Genomic DNA, 25051 nt, shown 5'->3' on the forward strand with positions numbered 1-25051 from the left:
GGCTGGAAACCCCACATTCCGGATCATTGCGCCGTGCCCGTTCGTCCCAATCGTCGTCAGTTCCTGAAAGCCGGCGCTGCCGGAGCAATCGGTGCCGTATTGCCGGAAAACCTGCGCCGTGCGCTGGCCATTGCGCCGCGCCGGGTGACGGGCACGATACAGGATGTGGCGCATGTGGTGATCCTGATGCAGGAGAACCGCTCTTTCGATCACTATTTCGGTTGTCTTCAGGGAGTTCGCGGTTATGGCGATCCCCGTGCGGAGCGGCAGGCGGACGGCCATTCGGTTTTTGCGCAACCCGATGGGCATGGTGGCTTCGTCATGCCGTTTCGTTTCGATACGGTTCACACGTCGAGCGCGTGTCTGGCCAGCCTCGATCATAGCTGGAAAAAATCGCAGACGGCGTGGGACGCATGGAATATCTGGGTTCCGCGCAAGACCGCGATGACGATGGGACATTTCACGCGTCGGGAAATTCCCTATTACTATGCCCTGGCCGATGCCTTCACGATCTGCGACGCCTATCATGCGTCCATCTTCGGTCCGACCAATCCGAACCGCCTGTTTCTTTTTAGCGGGACGAGTGGCCTTGCGGTCGGGAATGACGGCCAGCAGGTCGTGCAGAATGTGGATGACGGCAACTGGTCCGCCGACATGGCGCATGATCGGGCCGATTTCACGCCTTTCGACTGGACGACCTACCCGGAGAAGCTTCAGGCGGCGGGCGTTTCCTGGCGCGTTTATCAGGAATACGACAATTTCGGCGATAATCCGCTGGCGTCCTTCGCGCCGTTCCGCAACGTCCCGCATGATTCCTGGGCCTATCGGAATGCGCGGCAGGTCGTTCCCGGATCGAACGCGCAGAATATGCAGAGTTCGGAAGGGCGCTATCTTCTCGATGCTTTCGAGCATGATGTCGCGAACGATACGCTGCCGGAAGTTTCATGGATCGTGCCGTCGTCGGCGTTGTCGGAGCATCCCGATGCGCCGCCCGGCTATGGGGAACACCTGATTTCGCGCCTGATGGATGTTTTCGTCCGGCACCCCGATATCTGGGTCAGGACGGTCTTCATTCTCAATTACGATGAGAACGACGGTTTTTTCGATCACATGCCGCCTCCGGTTCCGGCACTGGACCATACGCAAGGCGCAAGTACGGTCTCGACCGCGGGTGAGGTCTATCATGGCGTGCCCGTCGGGCTGGGGCCGCGTGTTCCGGCGATCGTCGTTTCGCCGTGGACCAAGGGCGGCTGGGTCAACTCGCAGGTGTTCGACCATACCTCTGTCCTGCGTTTCCTCGAAGCGCGGTTCGGCGTGGCGGCACCGAACATCACGCCATGGCGTCGCGCCGTTTCAGGCGATCTGACATCGGTTTTCGATTTTGCCCAGACCGACCGGTCCTGGCAGGCGGATTTGCCGAATACCGATGACTACCTTGCGGAGACGCGCCGCTCATGCCGGTTACCCAAACCGGTTCTGCCGGCTCAGCCGCAGTTGCCGCGTCAGGAAAAGGGACAGCGTCCGGCACGTGCGCTGCCCTATGTGCTGCATGCGTCGCTTGAGGGGGCCGAGGCGTTGCACCTCGCCAATTCGGGGCGGCAGGGTGCGGTGTTTCGCATCATCGACGCGCAGGGTATCCGCCATGTCACGCTTGGCGCCGATCGCCAGATGGACGTGGCAGTGACATTGCCGGTTGTCGTGCATGGTCCGAACGGGTTTTTCCGCGAGTTTGCCCGGGAGGCAGCACAGCTTGCCGTGGCGTTGCGGGAAAACCCCGGGGACCATGCTGTCGAACTTGTCCTGTCCAGCCATGGCGACGACTCTGGCCCGTTGCGTGTCGCGGATGCTTACGGTCAGTCGGAACAGTCGCTCGTCCTGCATCCGGGAGAGACATCGGTGCTTGTGTGGCCCGTTGCGGCGTCGGATCATTGGTACGATCTGGCGATTTATCGCCCTCAGGATACCCGGCCGATCGCGCATGTCGCCGGGCATATGGAAACCGGTTTCCCCAGCCGGACGGACCCGCATATGGCGACGTCCCTCACCTGAGTTGCGGCGGCCGGGCCGGGGCGCCCTGTCAGGGCATTCGGATCATAATTGATATTCGGCTTCGAGCCGTCGCCTGACCTGCGCGAGCAGGACCGGATCGCCTTCAGGGCCGAGCGATGCAAGGCGTCTGTCCATCGCCTGAAGGATGTCCGACGTCGCGTTGTCTGCGGCACGGCGCCACCATCGCAGCGCGGCTTCCTTATCGCCCTGTTCCAGTAATGCCGTGGCATAGTTGTGTTGCCCGCGATAATCCCCGCCTTCCGCCGATCGGCGATACCAGTCGCGCGCGGCGATCGGGTCCCTGGCCGTCTCCCAGCCTTCTTCCGTGAAGCGCGCGACGAGATTCATGGATTTGGCATGGCCCGCATCCGCCGCCACGCGAAAGAGCGACAGGGCGCGGCGCAGGTCGGTTGTGACACCCAGACCGCGCATCAGCAGGATGCCAAAATTATAATGGCCCCACGGGTCGCCGAGTTGGCCGGCGATTTCGTAACGCCGGGCAGCCTGCGTGAGATCGACCGGGCAGCCCCAACCGAAGTGATGGCAACGCCCGATCATATTGTGCGCCGGTGCATAGCCCGCCTTCGCGGCGATCAGAAACCATTGGCGCGCGCGAACGGGATCACGTGGAAGATAGACGCTGTTGAGCAGGATATCGCCCCACTGCACCTGGGCCAGCACATGGCCCTGCTCCGCGCGGAGACGGATCGTGTCGATCTCCTCTGGCAAGGCGGGGGTATTCGGCGTTTGCGCGCGGGTGCGGCGCAGGAGACGTGACACGGCGGAAGCGATCATCGGAAATTTCAATCGGTGACGGGAAGCATGTTCCGAGGAAAGCGCTTTTTTGTCTTTTTTGCAATTGAGAATTGTTCTCGATTGCGATAGGTGGACCCATATTGAAACCTCTTTTTGTTGCAGGATGTCATGAATCGTTTCATTCGTTGCTGTCTTACGCCGCTCCCCGTTGTGACGGGACTGGCGCTTTCCGGGGCGTCCGGTCTTGCGGCGGATGGCAAGGAGAAAGCCGACCAGGGTCATCGGCATCGCCACCGGCACGAAGGGGAAGACGAGCGTTATCGGCGTCGCGATAACGCTGCGTCGCCGTCATTGTCGGATAATGACGAGCATCTGACGGTTATCGGGCACGGCTTCAATACGCTGAACCAGCCGATCGGGCTGTCACGCATGCCGCAGGATGTCCTGCACACGCCGCAGAACATCAACGTGGTGCCGCAGGCGTTGATGAAGCAGCAGAACGTCAAGTCTTTGGATGAAGCCCTGCGCGACGTGCCGGGCGTTACGTCCTCCATCGGCGAAGGTGCCGGCGGCATGAACGGCGACCAGTTCCTGATCCGTGGCTTTCAGGCACAGAATGACATCTATGAGGATGGCTTGCGTGATTTCGGCGTCTATAGCCGTGACGCATTCAACATGGAGACGATTTCGGTCATCAAGGGGCCATCGTCGGAGGTTTTTGGCAACGGGACGACCGGTGGCGCCATCAATATGGTGACCAAGACGCCGGGGCTTGCCAATCGCTATGCGGCAGACTTCAGCGGCGGTTCGGGCGGGTATTATCGCGGCACGCTCGACGTCAACCAGCGGCTGAATGCCACGACGGCCTTCCGCATTGAAGGCATGGGGAACGAGAACAATATCGTCGGTCGCGACTTCATCTATTCGCATCGCTGGGGCATTGCGCCCTCCATCGCTTTCGGGCTCGGCGAGCGCGCGACGCTGGTGTTGCAGTACATGCACCAGCAGGAAAATTCCGTACCGGATTTCGGCGTGCCAGTCGTGAAAAAGCCCGGCACGGCCTATGCCTTGCCGATCACGCAGTACGGCATTCCGCGCACGAACTGGTATGGAACGAACAACGACCAGAACGCGACGAACGACAATATGGAGACCGCGCGTTTCTCGTATAAACTGAACAGGCACATCACGTTCTATGATGATCTGCGCGGCGGTGAATTCTATCGAACCTTCGCAGCATCGAAGGCCACGTGCGACCAGACCTGCGTCAACAACTACTTCCTCGGCAATCCGGCATCGGCGCTCGTTGCACGGTCCGGCCCGGTCGGTGCCGGCAAGGGTGTGGGGCCGGGCACATATATGGCGCCTTTACCTTACCAGCAGACGAGCTGGTCGGTTCAGAATGTCGGCTCCATGGTGGCTGATTTCGATACGGGCTTCCTGAAGCATCAGGTCGTGGCGGGATTCGATCTGGAACGGGTCAACGACGTGCGTTCGCAGTCCACCTATACGCGTGCCAAGCCTTACGCCAGTCTCGTCAATCCCAATCCCTATGTCGGCAACCTGAACCTTATTCCCGGTGATCTGAATCCCGGCGGACTGGTCAGTCTCGCCGGAATCGGGGCGAAAGATCATACGAACGGCTATGCATTCGATACGGGACTGTTTCTTTATGACCAGATCTGGTTTACGCCCTGGCTGTCGATCAAGGGCGGCTTCCGCTGGGACCGGTGGCAGACAAGCTATAATGCCACGGGTGGGGATACGGCGACCAATCCGGACGTGCATTTTCATAATGTCAGCAGTGTCTTCAATCCGAATGCGAGCCTGCTTATCACACCCGACAGCCATCAGACCTATTATTTCACTTGGGCGACGTCCACGACGCCCACGGGCATGTATGTCACGAACGGTTCGGTGCCGATCCGGCCGCCGGGCAACACCATTGCGGATCCTGAAAAGGCACGTCTCTACGAACTGGGCGCCAAGTACAGCGCATTCCATGATCGGCTTGGCTTCTCGGCGTCGTTGTTCCGGCTGGAAAAGAACAATGCGACCAATTCCGATCCGGTCACCGGGCAGATCGTGAGCACGGGTGATACGCAGCGCAACCAGGGGCTGGAAGTCTCCGTCGGCGGTCTGATCACGCGGGGATGGAATATCAGCGCGACGTACGCCCTTTACGATAGCGACACGACGGCATCGTTGACCAAGGCCAATGTCGGAAAGAACGTTCAGTATGTTCCGCATAACCAGGCGACGTTGTGGTCGGTCTACGATGCATTTTCGGGCAAGCCGTATAACATCGCCTTCGGCGGCGGGGTGACGTGGCGGCAGCATGTCTGGCTGGATGCGGCCAACACGGCGCGTGTTCCGGCCAATCTGGATTTCAGCGCGGTGATCTCGCATCGTTTCAACAGCCATTGGAAAGTGGCGATGAACGGCTACAACCTGGCCAACCGCCTGAATTACCAGAGCCTGTTCTCCAATCGTGCAACGCCCTCGGCGGGCCGGACTTTTCTGGGGCAGTTGAGCTACAGCTACTGAGGGCCGACCATGCTGCTGCATATTCCCGACGTGCTGACGCCTGAAGAGCTCGCCCTCTGCCGGAAGACCCTTTCGGAAGCGGACTGGTCCGATGGCAAGGCGACGGCGGGGCAGCAATCGGCCAAGGCGAAACAGAACCTGCAGGTGCCGCTGGATCATCCGGCGCACCGCGCCTTAGGTGACCTTGTCTTGCGCGCGTTGGGACGCAACGTGCTTTTCAACAGCGCCGTGCTGCCGTTACGCGTGGTGCCGCCCCTGTTCAATCGCTACGATGTCGGCATGCGCTTCGATGCGCATGTCGACAACGCCATTCGGCCCATTCCGGGCGCTGGCGGCATGCGCGTCCGCACGGATGTCTCGTCCACGTTGTTTCTGACGGGGCCGGATGAATACGAGGGCGGCGAATTGCTGCTGCACGACGCATCCGGAACGCAGGAGATCAGGCTGCCGGCGGGCGATATGATCGTCTACGATACGACGCTGCTGCACAGTGTCGCGCCAGTGACCAGCGGCAGCCGGTGGGCGTCGTTTTTCTGGACGCAGTCCATGGTTCGCGAGAGCAGCCGCCGACAGATACTTTTCGATCTGGATCAAGGTATCATGAACCTGCGTCAGCGTCTGGCGGATGATGATGAGGCTGTTCTCGGCCTGGTCAACACGTATCATAACCTGATGCGGCAATGGTGCGAACTCTGATCGATCGTTTGCAGGCTCGTTATCGTCCCGGAAAGCGTGACGTCCCCGATCGCGACGACTGTGCTGTCGGTGCTCGTGGCAGATCTGATGCCCTGCATTGAAGGGCGCCGTCTGAACATACCAAAAAATATATCATTTCAACTGTTATTTATCACAAAGTTCACGTTAGCGTAATCAGAAAGAAATGCTATGGAAAGTTCCCGGTCATGCGTGCATGAACGCGAACTGTCTCTTCGACGCTTGCCGGACGTGGAAAGCAGGTAAGGGACCAGATTGGAAACGGCCTCTTGTGAGGAGCAAGCGCTGCTTTGGTCCGGTGAGATGGCCCGGGTTCTTCCGGCTTTTTCAGCGTGTCCGGTGGCACTCCGACGATTGGGGTCGTCAGACAGACGGACCTGAAAATGAGAAAAGCTACGGCAGTTGCCGCGATTTTGGCATTATCTCTCGGGGGCGCCGGCGGCATGGCGCAGGCGCAGGAAAAGCCGACGGTCGGCATTGCCATGCCGACGAAGTCGTCGGCGCGGTGGATCGCGGACGGCAACAATATCGTCAAGACGCTGCACCAGCGAGGGTATCAGACCGATCTGCAATATGCGGAGGATGACATACCCAACCAGCTTTCGCAGATCGAAAACATGGTGACGAAGGGCGACAAGGTGCTCGTGATCGCCTCGATCGACGGCACGACGCTTTCCGATACGCTGAAGCAGGCGGCAGCCCACGGCGTCAAGATCATCGCCTATGATCGTCTGATCCGGAATTCACCGGATGTCGCCTATTACGCGACCTTCGACAATTTCAAGGTCGGGGTGCTGCAGGCGTCATCCCTGGTTCAGGCGCTGGGTCTGCCCCATGCCAAGGGACCGTTCAACATCGAACTCTTCGGCGGGTCGCCGGACGATAACAATGCCTATTTCTTCTATAACGGCGCAATGTCGGTTCTGAAGCCGTATATCGATAGTGGAAAGCTCGTGGTGCAGTCGCACCAGACGACGATGGACAAGATTTCCACGTTGCGTTGGGACGGGGCGGCGGCGCAGGCTCGAATGGATAATATCCTGAGCGCCTATTATTCGGACAAGCATCTGGATGCCGTGCTCTCGCCTTATGACGGCATCTCGATCGGTATTATCTCTTCCCTCAAAGGTGTCGGCTACGGCAGCGGCGACACCAAGATGGCTTTCGTCAGCGGTCAGGACTGCGAGATTCCGTCCGTCAAAGCCATTCTGGCGGGCGATCAATATTCATCGATCTTCAAGGATACACGCAAGCTGGCAAGTGTCGCGGCCGACATGGTGGATGCCGTCCTGAGCGGCAAATCCGTTCAGGTCAATGACACGAAGAGCTACAACAATGGCGTCAAGGTTGTTCCCGCTTTTCTGCTCGATCCGGTGGTGGTCACCAAGGGCAATGTCGAGAAGACGCTGATCGACAGCAATTACTACACGCAAAGTCAGATCGAGTAGCGGCGAGCCCGGACCCGGATCCCAAAAAAGCGAGAGCGGTCGAACATGGATAGCATTCTCGAAATGCAGGGGATCGGCAAACGCTTCGGTCCCGTGCAGGCGCTGAGCGACGTGACGTTCACCGTCGAGCGTGGGGAGATCCACGCGTTATGCGGTGAGAACGGCGCGGGTAAATCCACGCTGATGAAGGTGCTGAGCGGGGTCTATCCGCATGGCAGTTATGAAGGGAAGATCATCTACGAAGGTGAGGAGCGTAAATTCCGGGAGATCAATGATTCCGAAGCCCTCGGCATCATCATCATCCATCAGGAACTTGCGCTCATTCCGTTGCTCTCGGCGACGGAAAACATTTTCCTCGCGCATCCGCCGGGGCGGCTTGGGGTAATCGACCGTTACACCGCGCGCCAGCAGGCCGAGCAGTTGCTGAAGAAAGTCGGATTGAACGACCCACCGGAGACGCTGATCACCAATATGGGGGTCGGCAAGCAGCAACTGGTCGAAATCGCCAAGGCGATTGCCAAGGATGTCAAGCTTCTGATCCTTGATGAGCCGACTGCCAGCCTGAACGAGCATGACAGCGGCGTCCTGCTCGACCTTTTGCTGGAGTTTAAGCGGCAGGGTCTTTCCTCGATCCTGATTTCGCACAAGCTGAACGAGCTTGCCCGCGTGGCGGATCGGGTGACCGTCCTGCGGGATGGGCGCTCCATCGAGACGATCGATTGTCGGCATCAGCCGGTTTCCGAGGATTACATCATCCGTAAGATGGTCGATCGCGATCTGGAGCACCGGTACCCGAGCCACGCGCCGAAGATCGGCGACGTGCTGCTCAAGGTTGAGAACTGGTCCGTCTTCCATCCGATCCATCACGACCGGCAGGTCATTCATCATGTCGACTTCCAGGTACGCGCCGGAGAGATCGTGGGGATCGCCGGATTGATGGGGGCGGGGCGGACGGAGTTCGCCATGAGTCTTTTCGGTCGATCCTATGGCCGGAAAATAACGGGCGATGTCTGGATCAAGGGCAGGAAGGTGGATGTTTCCACCGTCCGGAGGGCTATCGATGCTGGACTTGCCTATGTGACGGAGGATCGCAAGGAACTCGGCCTCCATCTGGGCGAGGACATCAAGAGGAACATCACGCTTTCCAACCTTCGCGGTGTATCGGTTTCGCAGGTGATCGACAGCATCAGGGAGCGGGTCGTGGCGTCGGATTACCGGCGCAAGATGCGCATACGCTGCTCCGGCGTCGATCAGGAGGCGTCCAAGCTTTCGGGCGGCAACCAGCAGAAGGTGGTTCTGTCGAAATGGCTGTTCACCTCGCCCGAGGTCCTCATTCTGGACGAGCCCACACGGGGGATCGATGTAGGGGCGAAATACGAGATCTACTGCATTATCCAGGAACTGGCGGATAGCGGTCACGGTGTCGTGGTCATTTCATCGGAGATGCCCGAGCTGCTCGGGATCTGTGACCGCATCTGCGTCATGAACGAAGGGCGTTTCGTCGGCGAATTCCCGCAGGCCGATGCGTCGCAGGAAAAAATCATGCGCGCGATCATGCAGAGCACGACGCGTGGCGATGCCTATGACGTGCCGGCGCAGCCCAGCAGCACGGAAGAGGCCGTCAATACGGCAGGACTGTCATCATGAGCACTCAAATATCGCCCACCGTGAACGGGATGCTGCAGGAGCCGAAAGGCGGCCTTCCCGATAAGACGCGCTCGATTGCCGATTTCCTGAAGAGCAACCTGCGCAGTTACGGGATGTTCCTGTCGCTGATCGCGATCATGGCTTTCTTCCAGATCGTTACGCATGGCACGCTGCTGCGACCGCTGAACCTGACCAATCTGGTTCTGCAGAACAGCTATATTGTCGTGATGGCGCTGGGCATGCTGCTGGTGATCGTCTCCGGGCATATCGATCTGTCGATCGGCTCGGCGGCAGGGTTCATCGGCGCGGTGGCCGCTGTTGCGATGGTGACGTATCATCTCAACTTCGTTGAGGCGACCATTGTCTGCCTGTTGATCGGTGGGGCCATCGGCGCGGCGCAGGGCTACTGGATCGCGTATTTCAAGATACCGTCCTTCATCGTGACGCTGGCGGGCATGCTGGTTTTCAAGGGCCTCGCCCTGGCCTTGCTCGGCGGCCAGTCCCTGGGGCCGTTCTCGCCGACGTTCCGGCAGCTATCATCGGGGTTTATCCCGGAATTCCTGCCGCATTCGGCACAGTATTACCCGACCTCCCTGGCGCTGGCGACGCTTGTGGCGGCGACCCTGGTTTTCACGGGATATCGTCGGCGTCACAACCAGTGGCGCAACGATATGGAAGTGGAGCCCCTGCCGCTGTTCATCGCCAAGAACGCGGCGATTTTCGGGATCATGGTGTATCTTGCCTTCCTGATGTCGTCCTATCGTGGGCTGCCGAATGTCCTGATTATCATGGCTGTCCTGATCGCGCTGTATGGTTTCGTCACCGAGCGGACGACGATCGGCCGTCAGATCTATGCCGTTGGCGGCAATGCGCGAGCGGCGAAGCTGTCCGGCGTCAAGACGGAACGGCTGACCTTCCTGACTTTCGTCAATATGGGTGTTCTGGCCGCTCTCGGCGGTCTGGTCTTCGCGGCTCGGTTGAACACGGCCAGCCCGAAAGCGGGACAGGGCTTCGAACTGGACGTGATCGCCGCCTGCTTCATCGGCGGCGCCTCGGCCTATGGCGGTGTCGGCAAGGTCAGCGGCGCGGTGATCGGCGCGCTGATTATGGGCGTGATGAACAACGGCATGTCGATCCTCGGCATCGGTATCGACTACCAGCAGGTTCTCAAGGGGCTCGTGCTCCTCGGAGCCGTGTGTATCGATGTCTATAACCAGCGCCGATGAGCCGGACCGCCGCCAGAGACAGCCGCGCGACATGATACGCACGGCGATTGTCGGCATGGGACAGATTGCCCGAACGCATCATGTCCCGGCCATCTTGCAGAATCCGGATTTTGCGCTGGTTGCCGTCGTCGATCCAGGCGCGGGGACGGTGCAGGACACCGGGGTGCGGTCCTTTCCGACATTCGGCGCCATGCTGGAGAGTGGTATCGGCGTCGATGCCGTGGCGATCTGCACGCCACCCCGGGTGCGTTATGCCATTGCGCGCACGGCCCTACAGCACGGCCTGCATGTGCTGCTGGAAAAGCCGCCGGCGCAGACGGTCGGCGAAGCCATCGACCTCGCGGCCTTTGCAGCGATGCGGAACAGGACGGTGTTCGGCGCGTGGCATGCGTATTTCAGCGCGGGCATTCCGGTCGCGCGCGAACTGATTGAGCGGCGCGGTATCCGTGACATCCAGATCGTATGGCGCGAGAACAGCGAGAAATGGCATCCCGGGACCGCATGGTTCTGGGAGGCTGGCGGGTATGGTGCGTTCGATGCCGGAATTAATGGCATTTCCCTGCTTCAGGCCATTCTGGCCCAGCGGATCATGTTCCGTGATGCCGAACTGTTTGTGCGTCCACGGCAGTTCGCGCCGGTCAGGGCGAACGTCAGGCTTGGATTGAGCGGCACCGACGTCGTGGCGACCGGGATGTTCGATTGCGGCTATCAGGGCCAGGACGAGACATGGGCGATTTCGTGCCTGCTGGGTGACGACACCGTGCTGGCGATCACGGATGGCGGGGCCTGCGTCCATCATGACGGGCACTGCATGGTATCCCCGCCATCCGGTCAGGCATCGACGCTCGATACGGAATATCCGGCGATCTATCGGCGTTTTGCCTCACTCGTCGCGGACGGGGTATCCGACCTCGATACGACGCCGCTTCAGATCGTCACCGATATCCTGGCCTTCGGGAAACGGATCGCGCAGGACGAGCCAGAGGCAGGGATTTTACAGGCCGGGCATCATGGATCGCCCGGCCCGGACGGTTCCTAGAGCGGTGCGCCGTGCCAGTCGATCGTCTCGACCGACGGGCGTAGCGGCGCTGTCAGTCTGGCGGGGCCATTCGACAGGAGCGGCGCGAGGTCGCGTGCCACCGGGCCGTAAGGTGCGCGCGTCGGCGGTGCGGTCAGCACGATATGGCGGATGCCGCAGGCGCGATAATCGTCGAGACGGCGCGCGATTTCGGCTGGCGTGCCGACCAGTGCAGCGGCTGCATCGGCTGCGGACAGCCCGCTGTTGACGAGCGTGTCCATGATGGCCCAGGCGTCCTGCGTGTCCTCCGCCATCACGATATCCAGCGCCACCGCTGCGGTTTCCTGCCGATCGACGATCTGCGACGGTAACTGGTTGTCGAGCCGGCGCAGGGTTTCGGCCATGCTGCCGTCGCAGGACAGGCGCGTCAGGCAGGCGTCATCCTGGATGTAGAGACGAATGGCGGGATAGGCGCTGCGCAGGGCATGCGTATGTTCGGCGTCGACCAACACGCTGCTGCCCGGTGGCAGCGCTGCGATACGGGCATTCAGTTCGGCATGGCTCATGCCGGTCATCGACCAGATCAGATGAAGATTCTTGCTGCTGGAAAAGGGTTCGAAAGGCGCAATGAACATGGTCTTCAACTTTCTACGCCGTCGTTTTCGTGACGTCGCGTGTGTGACAAGCGGTGTTCGCGCGGATTTCTTCCGTGCCGAACCCGGGTGAGGGCTCTATAAGAAGCGCCATGAGCATTCGGTTTCATAAGATGCAAGGGCTGGGGAATGATTTCGTCGTCATAGACGCGCGGAATCAGGCTTTTTTCGCTCTATTAAATTTTGTTGTCAGCGTCTGCGATCGTCGTCTCGGGGTCGGGTGCGATCAGTTCGTGCTGCTGGAGGCGCCGACGCTGCCGGGCGCGGATGTGCGAGTGCGTTTTTTCAACCCCGATGGGTCCGAGGCCGGGGCCTGCGGCAATGCCTCGCGCTGCGTGGCGGCCTTGCTTGGCAATGCGCCGGTCCTTCAGACGGCTGCGGGGCTTCTGCCAAGTTTCGTGACCCCGGATGGCGCGATCGGCGTGGATATGGGCGCACCGAAGCTGGACTGGCGCGATGTGCCGCTGGCCGGTGCGACGGATACGCTTTCGCTCCCCCTGCCGGGTGCGCCCGCCGCGTGTTCGATGGGCAATCCGCATGCGACGTTCTTCGATGGCGTGACAGATATCGAGCGTCTGGGTCCGCTGCTGGAGCATGATGCGCTCTTTCCCGAGCGCGCCAATATCGGCTTTGTGGAGCGTCGGTCGCGTGATGCCATCCGGCTGCGCGTCTGGGAGCGCGGCGCGGGGTTGACGCCCGCATGCGGGTCGGGCGCCTGTGCTGCTGTCGTCAACGGTGTGCGCAAGGGCTTGCTGGCGCGGCGATGCGCGGTGGAGATGGATGGCGGCAGCCTGTTCATCGAATGGCGCGAAGCGGATGGCCACGTGCTGATGACCGGACCGGCGACGCATGTTTTCGAAGGCATGTGGCCGACATGAGCGGCGCAGATGTCCTGACCTTCGGCTGTCGGCTCAACCTGCATGAGAGCGAGGCGATCGAGAACCACGCGCGGCATCTGAAGGATGTCGTGGTGGTCAACACCTGCGCCGTGACCGGCAGCGCCGAGCGGCAGGCCCGGCAGGCGATCCGGCGGGTGCACCGGGACCGGCCCGAGGCGCGGATCGTCGTGACGGGATGTGCGGCGCAGGTCGCGCCGGAGAAGTGGACGGCGCTGCCCGGCGTGGCGCGCGTGATGGGCAATGCGGAGAAAATGGCGGCGGCCAGTTGGCAGGAGGCCGCCTTGCGGGCGCCGCCCATGCCAGTTGCCGATATCATGACCGCGCCCATGCCGGCGACGCCGGTCGTGGAAAGCAGCGGCCATACGCGCGCCCTGCTTCAGGTGCAGCAGGGCTGCGATCATCGCTGCACGTTCTGCATCATCCCCTTCGGGCGCGGTCCTTCGCGCTCGGTGCCGGTGGGCGAGGCGATTGCGCGCGCTCAGGCGCTGGTGGCGGCGGGGCATCGGGAAATCGTGCTGACGGGCGTCGATATCGCCTCCTGGGGAACGGATCTGGCGGGGCGGCCGCAGCTCGGCGCATTGTGTCGTGCCTTGTTGCGCGCGGTGCCGGAACTGCCGCGCCTTCGCCTGTCATCCGTCGATCCGGCGGCTTTCGACGCGGAACTCTGGGCCGTGCTGGCGGACGAGCCGCGTTTCGCGCCGCATCTGCATCTGTCCTTGCAGGCGGCAAGCGATCTGGTGCTCAAGCGCATGAAGCGCCGCCACAGTCGGGCGCAGGCGGGCGAGCTGATCGAACGTGCGCGTCGCCTGCGCCCGGATATCGGCATCGGCGCGGATCTGATTGCCGGATTCCCGACCGAGACGGACGAGCAGGCGATGGAGACGCTGGATTTCGTGCGCGAACACCGCATTCCCTACCTGCACGTGTTTCCTTACAGCGAACGCCCCGGTACGCCGGCGGCAAGGATGCCGGCGGTGCCGAATGCCCGGCGGCAGGCGCGCGCGGCGGCCCTGCGCGCGGCGGGGCAGGCCAATCGTGCGGCGTTCTGGCAGGGGCTTGTCGGGCAGGAACTGGATGTTCTGATGGAGGGTGCCGAGCGGGGCCATTCCGCGCAATTCGCCGCCATACGTCTGGCGAACGGGCAGGCGCGGCGTGGCGAACGCCTGACCTTGCGCGCCGTGGCTCTTGACCCGGACGCGCTTGTGGCCGAGATCGCTTGAATGTCCGGATTTTTCTCACGTCTGAAACAGGGGCTGACGCGTTCGACGCAGAAGCTCAATGCCGCCCTCAATCATCGCCAGCTCGACGAGGCGGCGCTGGAGGATCTCGAAGATGCGCTGATCGGCGCGGATCTCGGTCCGGTTGTCGCCCAGCGGGTGATCGAGGGCTTTCGCGAATCGCGTTTTGGCAAGAATGTGACGACCGAGGAGATTCAGGAGGCGCTGGCCACCGAGATCTCACGCGTGTTGCAGCCGGTGGCGGTACCGTTCGAGCCGGACGGGCAGCACAAGCCGCACGTGGTGCTCGTTGTCGGCGTCAATGGCGTGGGCAAGACAACGACCATCGGCAAGATGTCCAAGTGGTTTCGCGATCAGGGCAAGTCCGTGATGATGGTGGCAGGCGATACGTTCCGCGCCGCCGCCGTCGAGCAGTTACAGGTCTGGGGCGAGCGCACCGGCGCGCCGGTTATTTCCGGCAAGCCGGGCGGCGATGCGGCCGGTCTGGCCTTCGAGGGCATCAAGCGGGCGAAAGAGGCGGGAACGGATCTGCTCTTCGTCGATACGGCCGGCCGCCTGCATAACAAGGGTGCGCTGATGGAGGAGCTGGCCAAGATCATCCGCGTCATGCGCAAGTTCGACGAGACGGCGCCGCATTCGGTGCTGCTGGTGCTGGATGCCACGACGGGCCAGAACGCCATGGAGCAGGTGCGCGTTTTCCGCGAACTGGTGAACGTCACCGGGCTGATCGTCACCAAGCTCGACGGCTCGGCGCGGGGTGGCATTGTCGTGGCGCTGGCGGAAGCGTTCAAGCTGCCGGTGCACATGGTCGGGGTCGGTGAAAAGGCGGAGGACCTGCGGGCATTCTCGGCGCAGGAATTTGCGCGCGGACTGGTGGGTGACTCGGGCAATCTGGCGGCCAGGCTGGTGGATGTTCCGCCAACCGAGGGCGCTTAGGTCCGGCGCTCCGTCAGGCAGACGAGAAAGGCGATGACCGGCGCGGCGCATCCCGCGACTGAGGCCATGGCCCAGCCGCGGCGCGCATAGGCCCAGCCGCCGATGGCGGAGCCAGCCGCGCCGCCGAGGAAGAAAATCGCCATATAAAGGCCGTTCAGGCGTGCGCGGTTTTCCGGCGGCAGGATGAACAGGGCGCGCTGCCCCAGAACGAGATTGGCGGTGACGCCGAAGTCGATCGCAACGCCGACCAGTCCCAGCACGAATACGAAGATGCTGTCCGGCGCGAACCAGGTGACGGCGAAGGCGAGGGCGACGATCGCCATGGCCACCAGCGTGGCGATGCGTGTCCAGCCACGATCGGCGACGCGCCCGGCGATAGGGGCTGAGATCGCCCCCGCGACGCCGACGAGCGCGAACAGTGCGATGCCGCCTTGCGACAGGCCGAAGTGCTGGGCAAGCAGAAGGGGGGAGACGGTCCAGAACAGGCTGAACGCGCCGAACAGGCAGGCATGGTAGAATGCGCGCCGTTGCAGGACGCGCGTATGCGCCAGAAGATGGGCCATCGATAGCAGCAGGCTGCCGTAATGATGATGCGTCTGCGGACGACGTTGCGGCAGGACGCGGTAAAGCATTGCGGCGGTCGCGGCCATGACGGCAGCCGACAGGAAGAAGATCGTGCGCCAGGACGCCAGTTCCGCGACGAGACTGGCGACGGGCCGGGCCATCATGATGCCGAACATCAGGCCGCTCATCACGTTGCCCACTGCGCGGCCACGTTGCGCCGGCGGGGCGAGATGCGCGGCGAAGGGCACCAGTATCTGCACGGCGACGGAAAACAGGCCGATCCCGCTGATGGCCAGCATGAACGGTGCCGCGTGGTATGACAGGCCGATCATCAGGGAGGCCGCAGCCGCCAGAACGGTCAGCGTCACGATCAGCCGGCGGTTTTCGAGCAGGTCCGCCAGTGGCACGATCAGCAACAGGCCGAGGCAGTAGCCGAGTTGCGTGACGGTGACGATGAGGCCCGAGAGGCTGGGCGGCAATGCCAGCGCGCGGCCGATCGGCCCGACCAGGGGCTGGGCGTAATAAAGATTGGCCACGATCATCCCGCAGGCCGCGGCGATCATCAATGTCAGGCCGGAGGTCAGGGCGCTGCTTTCATCCCGCTCAACCTCGGGCATCGGGGTTGCCTGACAGGGATTGTCCGCGTTCTCCATAATGCGCGGCGATCAGCGGGAATCCGCCGTCCGGTGACGGCGCTTGACGTCCTGCCACAGGTTTTCGAGCGTATTCAGGTCCTGATCGGCCAGTGCTTCCCCGCGTTGCGCCAGAAGTGCCTCCATATCGTTGAAGCGGCGGGCGAACTTGTCATTGGCGCGGCGCAGGCAGGCTTCCGGATCGAGCTTGAGCTTGCGTGCGAGATTGGCCACGGTGAACAGGACATCGCCGATTTCGTCCTCCAGCCGGTCGGCGTCCGCGACATCGAGTTCGGCTTTGACCTCCGCCAGTTCCTCGCCGATCTTGTCCAGCGCCTCGACCGCCGTGCCCCAGTCGAAACCGACGCGTGCCGCGCGTGCGCTCAGCTTTCCGGCTCTGGTGAGCGCGGGGAGATGACGGGGGATGCCGGCCAGGGCGCCATATTCGGCACGTCCGGCGCGCTCCTGCGCCTTGTTGCGTTCCCAAAGATCGGCGTCCAGTGTGGCATCGCCGAAGACATGCGGATGGCGACGGATCATCTTGTCGGCGATGGATTTCGCGACCGTGGCGAAATCGAAGCGCCCGTCTTCCTCGCCGATGCGTGCCTGATAGACGACCTGCAGGAGCAGATCACCCAGTTCGTCGGGCAGGGCGACCCAGTCCTGCTGCGCGATGGCGTCCATGACCTCATAGGCTTCTTCGATCGCATAGGGGGCGATGGTCGCGTGTGTCTGGACCTTGTCCCAGGGGCAGCCTGTTTCGGGGTCGCGCAGGCGCGCCATAACATCGAGAAGACGATCGAGTTCCCGGGCGGCGCTGGAGTTGGAATCGGTCATGGAAGATCTTTCTTCACGCGTTGACGCCGCAGGACGTAGAGCGCGACGAATAGCACAACGCTCCCAAGGCTCGAAAAAACCGTGCTGCGCTGGCTTGGCTGGAACGCCATCGTGACGATGATGGCGGCGATGGCCAGAACGATCAGAATGTTCGGGAGCGGCCCGAATGGCAGGGTGAAAGCGGGGTTCGAGGGATCGCTGCGCCGCATGGTCCAGTGGGCGGAGACGATGAGCGCATAGACCAGAAGGATGACCGCGCCGGTCGCGCTCAACAGGAAGGCGAAGATGATCCCCGGCGACAGGATGGAACTGAAGGCCACCGCGAGACCGATCGCGCTGGCCGCCAGAACGGCGCGCTGCGGCACGGCGCGGCGGTTCGTGACGGTGAAAGCGCGCGGCGCATCCCCCTTTTCCGCCAGTCCGAACAGGGTGCGTGACGTGATGTAGAGGCTGGAGTTCAGGCAGGACACGACGGCGCTGAACACGACGATGCTGACGGCGAGCGTCGCGCCCGGCACGCCGAGTGCCTGCATGACGGTCACGAAGGGAGACAGGCCAGGCCGAACGGTCGTCCATGGGACGATGGTGAGAATGAACGCGATCGCGAGAAGGTAGAAGAGGGTCAGCCGTAGCCCGATGCGCCGCGTGATCCTGGCAAGGTTATCGCGCGCGTTCTCGGACTCGGCCGCGGCGACTGTGGCGGATTCGGAGCCGATCATCGAGAACAGGACGGTGGGCACGGCGGCGATCGCGGCACCCCATCCATGCGGTAACGGGCCATGGGCGGCGGTGAGGTTGGCGATTGGAGAGAATGCAGGTCCGATCAGGTGTGTCAGGGCTGTCACGCCGAGTGCGGCGAAGGCGAGGAGGCTGAACACCTTGATGGAGGACAGCCAGAATTCGCATTCGCCGAACAGATCGACGGAGATGACGTTGACCAGATTGACGGCGACGATCAGCAGGGGTGCGAGCAGCCAGACGGGCAGTGCGATCCAGTCCTGCACGATGACCGCGCCGGCGATCGCTTCCGCGCCGACCGCGACGACCCAGAACAGGCAATAGAGCCATCCGGCAAGAAAGGCCGCGCCGCCGCCATGGGCTGCGCGTATGCAGTCCACGAACGTGCCGATGCCGGGGCGGAACAGCAGCATCTCGCCGAGCATGCGCATGACCAGCACGACGAGCAGGCCCGTCGCGACATAGGTCAGCAGAACGGCGGGACCGGCGCTGGCGATGGCGGCGGAACTGCCGACGAACAGCCCGGCGCCGATCACGCCGCCAAGGGCGATCATCGCGATATGGCGGTCCTTGAGCTTGCCGCCGACGATGAGCGGTGAATCGACGGTTGCCGTCTTGGACGTTGTCCGGGGTGTCGTATATGTGTCCATGAGCACGGGATCAGACACGCCGACGGCGTTTTCGTCCAGTGTGGAACGTTTAAAAAGGGAAACGACGCGTCATGGCACGCATCTTTATCGACGGTGAAGCGGGAACCACGGGCCTCGGCATTCGCGAGCGCCTGCGCGATTTGCCGGTCGAGGTGCTGTCGATCGATCCGGCGCGTCGCAAGGATCCAGCGGCACGGGCCGCCCTCATGGCGGAAGCGGATGTAGCGGTGCTGTGCCTGCCTGACGATGCCGCGCGCGAGGTTGCGGCCCTGGCGGCGGATATGGCGGATGTGCGTCTGCTGGATGCCAGTACGGCGCACCGCCTGACGGAAGGGTGGGTCTATGGCCTGCCGGAACTAGAGGAAGGGCAGGACGCGCGGATTGCGCGCGCGCGTTTCGTGGCCAATCCCGGATGCTATCCGACCGGCGCGATCGCGCTGTTGCGTCCGCTGGTGATGGCGGGTCTCCTTCCGTCAGATCATCCTGTTTCGATCAACGCGGTCAGCGGCTACAGCGGCGGCGGTCGTCAGGAGATCGAGGCGCATGAGGCCGAGGGCGGGCCGGCATTCGAGCTGTATGGGCTGACGCTCAAGCATAAGCATGTGCCGGAGATCCAGCAGTATGGCGGCCTGTCACGTCGACCGATCTTCGTGCCGTCGATCGGGCATTTCGCGCAGGGCATGATCGTGTCCATCCCGTTGCACCTTGATGAACTGCCGGGGCGGCCGACGATCGGCGATGTCACGGATGCCCTGCGCACTGCGTATGTCGGCCGCGATCGTATACAGGTCGTGGCGCAGGATGGTCCGCGTCTCGATACGGCGGGCTTGGCCGGTTCGGATGCGATGGAGATCAGCGTGCATGGCACGGACGCCCATCCGCATGTGTTGTTGACGGCGCGGCTGGATAATCTCGGCAAGGGAGCCTCCGGGGCGGCGATCCAGAACCTGCGTCTGATGCTGGGAATCTGACGCCTGCGAGGCGATCAGTGCGTGATGAGATGAACCGTGATCGCCCCGCCGGCGGGGGTGACGGCGATATCGGCCTGATCGAAATCCGGCGGCCCGAAACGCAGCTTCGGGTCGCGTGAGAAGCCAAGCGGCTCCTGTGGCATGCCGATGAAGCTGCGGTCGAGTTTTCGGTTGCCGTTGCGATCCTGAAAAGCCTGGAGGGCGTAGGTGCCGGGCGCCACATCGTTCAGGGCGAGCTGGACCGAGCCTGAACGCGCGGGTGTCTGCGCCGTGTATTGGCATGTCGGACGCAGGAAGTCGGCGTGCGAGCACAATGCGATCCGGATATTGCCCTGCGCATCGGGGATGTTGTCGATCGTCACGTTCAGTGTTGCAGCTCCGGCTGTGCCGGCGATGGCGATCAGTGCGAGACCGAGGATGCGTTTCATGGTGAAGGTCCTTCCGAATAGGCACGCCCGCGCCATTCCACCGGCCGCCCGAGCAGTTTCCCGATGAAACTCTGCCATTGCACGATCAGCAGCAGCCCGACGCCGAGCGGGCTGGCCAGGACAGTGGCGAAGCCCTGGCGAAAGCGCAGGGCGATGAGGGAGCGAAAGAGGATGCTGGCGAGCCGTGCCAGCGTGACCGGCCTGGATGCGGGAAGCAGAAACGGCAGGACGTGGCCAGCCCCGAGCAATATCGTCCAGACCGGCAGGCCGCGCGGTGTCGCCATGCCTTCGGTCGCGTTTTTGGTCAGGCCGGACCAGACGTCGCGGTTGCGGCGATACATGCGACAGGAGGCGACGGGCGTTGCGTCGGTGAGGGCTGTGCGAAAGCCGTTCCGGCGGAAAGCGCGGGCCAGGGCGATGCCATCATGCAGACGGCTGCGGATTGCTCCATGGCCACCGATGGCCTGATAGGCGTCGGCCCGGACCATCACCAGTTGGCCGCAGGCGGTGGCGAAGCCGGGTACTGTCTTGCGGTCGAGGATAAGTGGCAGATAGCCAAGCAGGAGAACGTTAATGAGTGGCAGCAGGAGCCATTCCAGCGCACCCACCGTGATCTGGCGCGGCACGCCGCTGAGCATGGCGAGGGAAGGTTCGCGGCGCACTCGCTCGGCCAGCCGTGCCACGCCGTCCGGCTGGATGCGCACATCGGCGTCCAGGAACAGAAGGAGTTCGTAGCGGGCGGCAGCGGCGAGTTGGGCGCTGGCGTGGTTCTTGCCGGTCCAGCCGGTCGGCAGGGGTGCCGAGTCGATGACACGCAGGCGGGGATCGGCGATCGCGCGGGCGATCGCGCCGGTTCCATCGGTCGAATGGTCGTCCAGCACGACGATTTCGAACGGGATGTCACGCGTGGCGAGCGCGGCGCCCAGGGCGCCGGTGATATTCGCGGCTTCGTTGCGCGCCGGGATGAGGAGCGAGACACGACATGTCGTGTTGGTGCGCGGCAGGGGCGGCGCGCGCAGGAGACGCAGGTTGATGGCGGACATGGCCAGTGGCAGCAGCGCCGATGCCAGTGTCAGTTTTTCGAGGAAGCGTCTCATGCTTCGTGACGGGCGTTGAAACGCCGTCCGTGCCCCCAGGCATGCACACGGCGGATCGTGTCGTAAACGCCGCCCACGCCGGCGCGCCCGGTCGCGAGGGTCGTGAAACGCGCCGGATCGCGTGTCTGCGCGTCAGTGGCGAGGCGGTCCATGGTGTCGGTCAAGGCATTGCTCAGCGTTGCAAGAGTGATGGCGGGACGTGCGTCTGGCGCCGTTGTGAAGGCATCACCGAAACGCAGCAGGATTTCCGGGCGGCTTTCCGTCCAGAACGGATATTCGATGGCAAGGGGAAGAATCCGGACGCCCGGATGCTGACGGGCGAGATGTGCAACCCCGCTCTGCAAGACGATGGGCCGGAGACGCGGATCGACGAACCGGCCTTGCGCCGTGATCCAGAGGACGTGCCCGTTCGCCAGAAGCCGACGCGCGCGGCGCAGAAAGACGCGAAGCGTTGCGGGGTCCGTGGCGTCGAGCGGAATGAGGCCCGCGCGTTCGAGAAGTGGGTAACGCTTCAACGCCTGCGCGTCGATCGGACCGTATCCATGCCGAGGGTGGAACAGACGATGTTGCAGGGCGGCGAAAACAGCGGGGTCCCACCACGAGGAATGATTGGCGCAGACGATCAGAGGTCCGTTTTCAACGGCACGGGGCAGGGCGCCGGAAAGACGGATGGCATTGAACTGTCGTGCGATGCCATGGCGCATGGCGCGGCCCACAAGGGCCGCGACGATGGGATGCCGGTCCGTCATGCCTGGATGCGCTTGCCTGCGTTGACGGCCGGGAGATCATGGTCCGCGCAATCCGCGGCGATCCAGCCGGACATCAGCGCCATCGGCATGCCGGCACCGGGATGCGCCGCACCGCCGGCGAGATACAGGCCGTCGAGTTCACGCGCGCGATTGGCGGGCTTGAACGCACCGTTAAGGCGACCGTGACTGGCGAGGCCGTAGATCGCCCCGCGAAGGGGTGAGTAACGGTTGTGGATGTCCAGCGGCGTCAGATGATGTTCGACGCGGATACGCGCCTCGATATCGGTGAGGCCGGCGCAGCGCTTCAGCTTGTCGAGTATGACCTGTCGATAATGGGGGAACATCTCGTGCCAGTTCTGGCCGCGCCGGATATAGGGCGTGTGGACCAGCACATACAGCGCCTCGCCACCGGGGGGCGCGACGGCGGGGTCGGTCCGTGCGGGGGCGGCGAGATAGCATGTCGGGTCCTCCGCCGGGACGCCGCGTTTGTAGATCGCGTCGAATTCCTCCTCCGGATTTCCGGAGAAGACGAAATCGTGATGCGCCAGATGGTCGTAGGCACGATCGAGGCCGAGATAAAGCACGACGCCGGAACAGGCGGGGCGACGGCGGCCCCATTGCCGTTCGAAACGCCGGGTGTCGACGCCCTCGACCAGTTCACGCATGGTGCGCACGCTGTCCATGTTCGAGACGACGGCCCTGGCGGGGATGATCTCCCCATGGGTGGTTTCGATACCGGTGGCGCGACCGTGCTGTTGCAGGATACGTTTGATGCGCGTGCCGGGACGGAAGACGACGCCGAGTTCACGGGCGAGATCGACAAGAGCTTTCGGAACGGCGCGGGTGCCGCCCATCGGATACCAGACGCCGTCGTTGACCTGCATATGCGCGATGCCCGTCAGCACGGCCGGGGCCTGTAGCGGGTTGGACCCGACGTATTGCGTGAAATGATCGAGCATTTGCACCGTGCGCCTGTCGCGAATGCGGCGGCGAATTTCCCGACCCAATGTTGAATCCATGCGCAATGCCAGCACGTCGCGCAGCGTGGCGGCGTTGAAGGTGGTGCCGAGATCGAGCGTATCCATCACGCCGCCCACGGATTTCCAGAAGAAGAACCGCTCGGAAATCTCATGGAGTTTCTGGCTTGCGGCGATGAGATTGCGGTATCCGTCGCCGTCTCCCGTGCATAGTTCGTCAAGGCGTCGTACCATCGCGTCGATGTCGTCGCAGAGGTCGATCCGGGTGCCGTCCTCGAAGAAGCAGCGCCATTGCGGGTCGAGGCGTCGCAGGTCGAGCCGATCCGCCATTTTCACGTCCGCCTCGCCGAAGATGCGTTCGAGCACGCGCGGGACAGTCAGGATTGTCGGTCCCATGTCGAACCGATACCCGCTAGATCGCCATTCCGCAGCCTTGCCGCCCAGCCAGTCATTGGCCTCGCAAACCGTGACGGCGTGACCGCGCGCGGCCAGTGTGCAGGCGGCGGCGAGACCGCCGAGTCCCGCGCCGATCACGACGATGGGTGAGGCGGCGTCAGGCGATGTCATGAGCGGGATATCTTTTCGGTGAGAAAGAAGGTCTGTCCTGACGGACCGGTCTTGGCGAGAGGTCGTCGATCAGCAGATCGCTGCTGATCCGCGCGCCTTCGAAGATGACGGGCAAGCCGCTGCCGGGATGCGTGCCGCCGCCCACGAGATAGACGCCGGGAATGTCCTCGAAGCGGTTATGGGGCCGATAATGCAGCATCTGGCCGAGGTTGTGGGCGAGGTTGAACACCGCGCCACGGTGAACGTCGAAATCCGACTCCCAATCCGCGGGGGTGACGATCTTCTCGAAGCGGATACGGGACTCCACATCGCCGAAACCCGCATCCTTCAGGCGGGCGAGGGCGATACGTCGGGCCGCGTCACGGGTGGCGTCGTTCCACGCAAGACCGCCTTCGCGCAGGTTGCCGACGGGCATAAGCACATACAGCGTGGAATGGCCGGGCGGTGCCTGGGTCGGGTCGGTCACGCAGGCGTTCTGCACATAGAGCGATGCGCGGTCCGAGAGGATGCGACCGGCTTCGATATCGGCGAAATTGCGGTCGTAATCACTGGACAGGAAGATCGTGTGATGGCCACGATCCGGGGGTGGCCCCTCCAGCCCCAGATACATCATGAATGTCGAGCAGGAATATTTCTTGCGGGCCAGGTTGCGGTCTGTCCAGCGTTTGCGGGCGCTGTCGGGTGTCAGTTTCGTCATGGCGCGTGCGAAGTCCGCGTTCATGACGACAGCATCCGCCGGCTCCATGCCGCGATCCGTGACAACGCCCCGGGCCCGGCCGCGCTCGAGATGCAGGGAGCGGATGGGCGTGTCGAACTGAAACGTCACGCCGAAGCGCCTTGCCGCCCGCATCATGGCGTCCATGACGGCTTTCGTGCCGCCGATCGGATGAAATATGCCGAATTCATGCTCCATGAAGCTCAGGATCGTGAACAGGCTGGGACAACGATAGGGCGACATCCCGAGATATTTGCTCTGGAAGGAGAAAGCCAGACGCGTGCGGGGATTGCGAAAGTGGCGCGCGAGATCGCGATCGACGGACCGGCGCGGACGCAGAAGCGGCAGGGCCTTCAGCATGTCGCCCCGGAAGACATCGCGCAGACCGTTGAACGGTCGTTGCAGGACCGGGGAAAAAGCAGCGAATTTCCGGCGGTTCTCCGCAAGGAAATCGGGTACGGCGCTGGCATCGACGGGATCGATCTTGCTGATCTCGCAATGCAGGCTTTCGGGATCGCGACTCAGCCGCAGGCTGGGACCGTCCTCGAATGACAGATCATAGAGGTCGTCCAGACGCCTGAATGTCACTTCCCGATCCAGATCAAGGCCGCACCGTTCGAACAGCGCGCGCAGGATCTGTGGGTAGAGGAAGAAGGTAGGGCCGATATCGAAACGATAGCCGTCGGCCTCGATGGCACTGGAACGCCCCCCGACATCGCCGTGCCGTTCATAGACCGTGACATCCGCGCCGGCATGACCGAGCATCATGGCGGCGGCGAGGCCACCTGGTCCGGCACCGACGATGGCGATACGACGCGATGCCAGCGGCCTCATGCCCATGCCCTCATTGCTGGAAATACCGATAGTCGCCTGGCAGCATCATGGTGAGCGAGATCCGCATGCTTTATTCTTCTTGATTTTATTGGAGCGATTTTTTCGCTCTTCATGCGGATCGAACGATTTGCCCTGTTAAAAGTTTTCTTCACAAAAAAAAC

General features: G+C 62.8%; 21 protein-coding genes. 11 read left to right on the forward strand and 10 right to left on the reverse strand.

The window, feature by feature from the left end; all coding sequences use genetic code 11:
- The first annotated feature begins 33 nt into the window (after positions 1–33).
- Complete coding sequence (locus A0U93_RS12645) at positions 34–2049, forward strand: phosphocholine-specific phospholipase C (protein WP_077807652.1); 2016 nt, start codon at positions 34–36, stop codon at positions 2047–2049.
- 42 nt (positions 2050–2091) lie between these two features.
- Here A0U93_RS12645 and A0U93_RS12650 read toward each other — a convergent pair whose 3' ends face one another.
- Positions 2092–2844: a tetratricopeptide repeat protein gene (locus A0U93_RS12650; RefSeq protein WP_077807653.1), complete on the reverse strand. Its 753-nt coding sequence runs from the start codon at positions 2842–2844 to the stop codon at positions 2092–2094.
- Between the two features lie 129 nt (positions 2845–2973).
- On the opposite strand from A0U93_RS12650, the gene A0U93_RS12655 reads away from it, so the two are divergent.
- From A0U93_RS12655 to A0U93_RS12680, 6 genes are all read left to right on the forward strand, one after another.
- Positions 2974–5352: a TonB-dependent receptor gene (locus A0U93_RS12655; RefSeq protein ID WP_077808521.1), complete on the forward strand. Its 2379-nt coding sequence runs from the start codon at positions 2974–2976 to the stop codon at positions 5350–5352.
- A gap of 9 nt (positions 5353–5361) precedes the next feature.
- Positions 5362–6048: a Fe2+-dependent dioxygenase gene (locus A0U93_RS12660; protein ID WP_077807654.1), complete on the forward strand. Its 687-nt coding sequence runs from the start codon at positions 5362–5364 to the stop codon at positions 6046–6048.
- Positions 6049–6449: 401 nt separating this feature from the next.
- A complete protein-coding gene (gene chvE / locus A0U93_RS12665) occupies positions 6450–7514 on the forward strand; it encodes a multiple monosaccharide ABC transporter substrate-binding protein (RefSeq protein WP_077807655.1) in 1065 nt (354 codons plus the stop codon).
- 45 nt (positions 7515–7559) lie between these two features.
- On the forward strand, positions 7560–9161 hold the full coding sequence (gene mmsA / locus A0U93_RS12670) for a multiple monosaccharide ABC transporter ATP-binding protein (protein ID WP_077807656.1): 1602 nt from the start codon (positions 7560–7562) through the stop codon (positions 9159–9161).
- Positions 9158–10387 (forward strand): multiple monosaccharide ABC transporter permease, encoded by a 1230-nt coding sequence (gene mmsB / locus A0U93_RS12675; RefSeq protein ID WP_306345216.1) that lies wholly within the window; start codon positions 9158–9160, stop codon positions 10385–10387. Before mmsA ends, mmsB begins: the two co-directional genes overlap by 4 nt.
- Positions 10365–11426 carry a Gfo/Idh/MocA family protein gene (locus A0U93_RS12680; RefSeq protein WP_077808522.1) on the forward strand — a complete coding sequence of 354 codons (1062 nt, stop codon included), beginning with the start codon at positions 10365–10367 and terminating at the stop codon, positions 11424–11426. Before mmsB ends, A0U93_RS12680 begins: the two co-directional genes overlap by 23 nt.
- Here A0U93_RS12680 and A0U93_RS12685 read toward each other — a convergent pair.
- A complete protein-coding gene (locus A0U93_RS12685; RefSeq protein WP_077807658.1) occupies positions 11423–12040 on the reverse strand; it encodes a hypothetical protein in 618 nt (205 codons plus the stop codon). The genes A0U93_RS12680 and A0U93_RS12685 overlap by 4 nt on opposite strands.
- A 110-nt stretch (positions 12041–12150) precedes the next feature.
- Here A0U93_RS12685 and dapF point away from each other — a divergent pair, with 110 nt between their 5' ends.
- The 3 genes from dapF to ftsY are packed head-to-tail and all read left to right on the forward strand — an operon-like array spanning position 12151 to position 15131.
- Positions 12151–12936: a diaminopimelate epimerase gene (dapF, locus tag A0U93_RS12690; protein WP_077807659.1), complete on the forward strand. Its 786-nt coding sequence runs from the start codon at positions 12151–12153 to the stop codon at positions 12934–12936.
- Complete coding sequence (mtaB, locus tag A0U93_RS12695) at positions 12933–14177, forward strand: tRNA (N(6)-L-threonylcarbamoyladenosine(37)-C(2))-methylthiotransferase MtaB (RefSeq protein ID WP_077807660.1); 1245 nt, start codon at positions 12933–12935, stop codon at positions 14175–14177. The genes dapF and mtaB overlap by 4 nt, the downstream gene beginning before the upstream one ends.
- The gene (ftsY, locus tag A0U93_RS12700) at positions 14178–15131 is read left to right on the forward strand and encodes a signal recognition particle-docking protein FtsY (protein ID WP_077807661.1); all 954 of its coding nucleotides are present in this window, start codon (positions 14178–14180) and stop codon (positions 15129–15131) included.
- Here the strand turns inward: ftsY and A0U93_RS12705 are convergent.
- From A0U93_RS12705 to A0U93_RS12715, 3 genes are read right to left on the reverse strand one after another with little or no spacing between them, the layout of a single operon-like run.
- The gene (locus A0U93_RS12705; RefSeq protein ID WP_147150986.1) at positions 15128–16312 is read right to left on the reverse strand and encodes an MFS transporter; all 1185 of its coding nucleotides are present in this window, start codon (positions 16310–16312) and stop codon (positions 15128–15130) included. The two genes, ftsY and A0U93_RS12705, sit on opposite strands and share 4 nt — an antisense overlap.
- Positions 16313–16360: 48 nt before the next feature.
- Positions 16361–17164: a nucleoside triphosphate pyrophosphohydrolase gene (gene mazG, locus A0U93_RS12710; RefSeq protein WP_077807663.1), complete on the reverse strand. Its 804-nt coding sequence runs from the start codon at positions 17162–17164 to the stop codon at positions 16361–16363.
- Positions 17161–18570 (reverse strand): amino acid permease, encoded by a 1410-nt coding sequence (locus A0U93_RS12715; protein ID WP_245824888.1) that lies wholly within the window; start codon positions 18568–18570, stop codon positions 17161–17163. The genes mazG and A0U93_RS12715 overlap by 4 nt, the downstream gene beginning before the upstream one ends.
- A gap of 53 nt (positions 18571–18623) precedes the next feature.
- On the opposite strand from A0U93_RS12715, the gene argC reads away from it, so the two are divergent.
- Positions 18624–19523 carry an N-acetyl-gamma-glutamyl-phosphate reductase gene (argC, locus tag A0U93_RS12720; RefSeq protein WP_077807665.1) on the forward strand — a complete coding sequence of 300 codons (900 nt, stop codon included), beginning with the start codon at positions 18624–18626 and terminating at the stop codon, positions 19521–19523.
- A gap of 14 nt (positions 19524–19537) precedes the next feature.
- On the opposite strand, the gene A0U93_RS12725 is transcribed toward argC, so the two are convergent.
- From A0U93_RS12725 to A0U93_RS12745, 5 genes are read right to left on the reverse strand one after another with little or no spacing between them, the layout of a single operon-like run.
- Positions 19538–19951, reverse strand: coding sequence for a DUF2141 domain-containing protein (locus A0U93_RS12725; RefSeq protein WP_077807666.1), 414 nt, complete (start codon positions 19949–19951; stop codon positions 19538–19540).
- Entirely contained in the window at positions 19948–21048 is a 1101-nt protein-coding gene (locus A0U93_RS12730; protein WP_077807667.1) for a glycosyltransferase, read from the reverse strand. Before A0U93_RS12730 ends, A0U93_RS12725 begins: the two co-directional genes overlap by 4 nt.
- Positions 21045–21797 carry a lysophospholipid acyltransferase family protein gene (locus A0U93_RS12735; protein ID WP_245824890.1) on the reverse strand — a complete coding sequence of 251 codons (753 nt, stop codon included), beginning with the start codon at positions 21795–21797 and terminating at the stop codon, positions 21045–21047. The genes A0U93_RS12730 and A0U93_RS12735 overlap by 4 nt, the downstream gene beginning before the upstream one ends.
- Entirely contained in the window at positions 21794–23341 is a 1548-nt protein-coding gene (locus A0U93_RS12740; protein WP_077807668.1) for a phytoene desaturase family protein, read from the reverse strand. Before A0U93_RS12740 ends, A0U93_RS12735 begins: the two co-directional genes overlap by 4 nt.
- Positions 23328–24890 carry a phytoene desaturase family protein gene (locus tag A0U93_RS12745; protein WP_245824891.1) on the reverse strand — a complete coding sequence of 521 codons (1563 nt, stop codon included), beginning with the start codon at positions 24888–24890 and terminating at the stop codon, positions 23328–23330. Before A0U93_RS12745 ends, A0U93_RS12740 begins: the two co-directional genes overlap by 14 nt.
- Positions 24891–25051 lie beyond the last annotated feature (161 nt).

The organism is Neoasaia chiangmaiensis, assembly GCF_002005465.1.
Lineage (GTDB): Bacteria > Pseudomonadota > Alphaproteobacteria > Acetobacterales > Acetobacteraceae > Neoasaia > Neoasaia chiangmaiensis.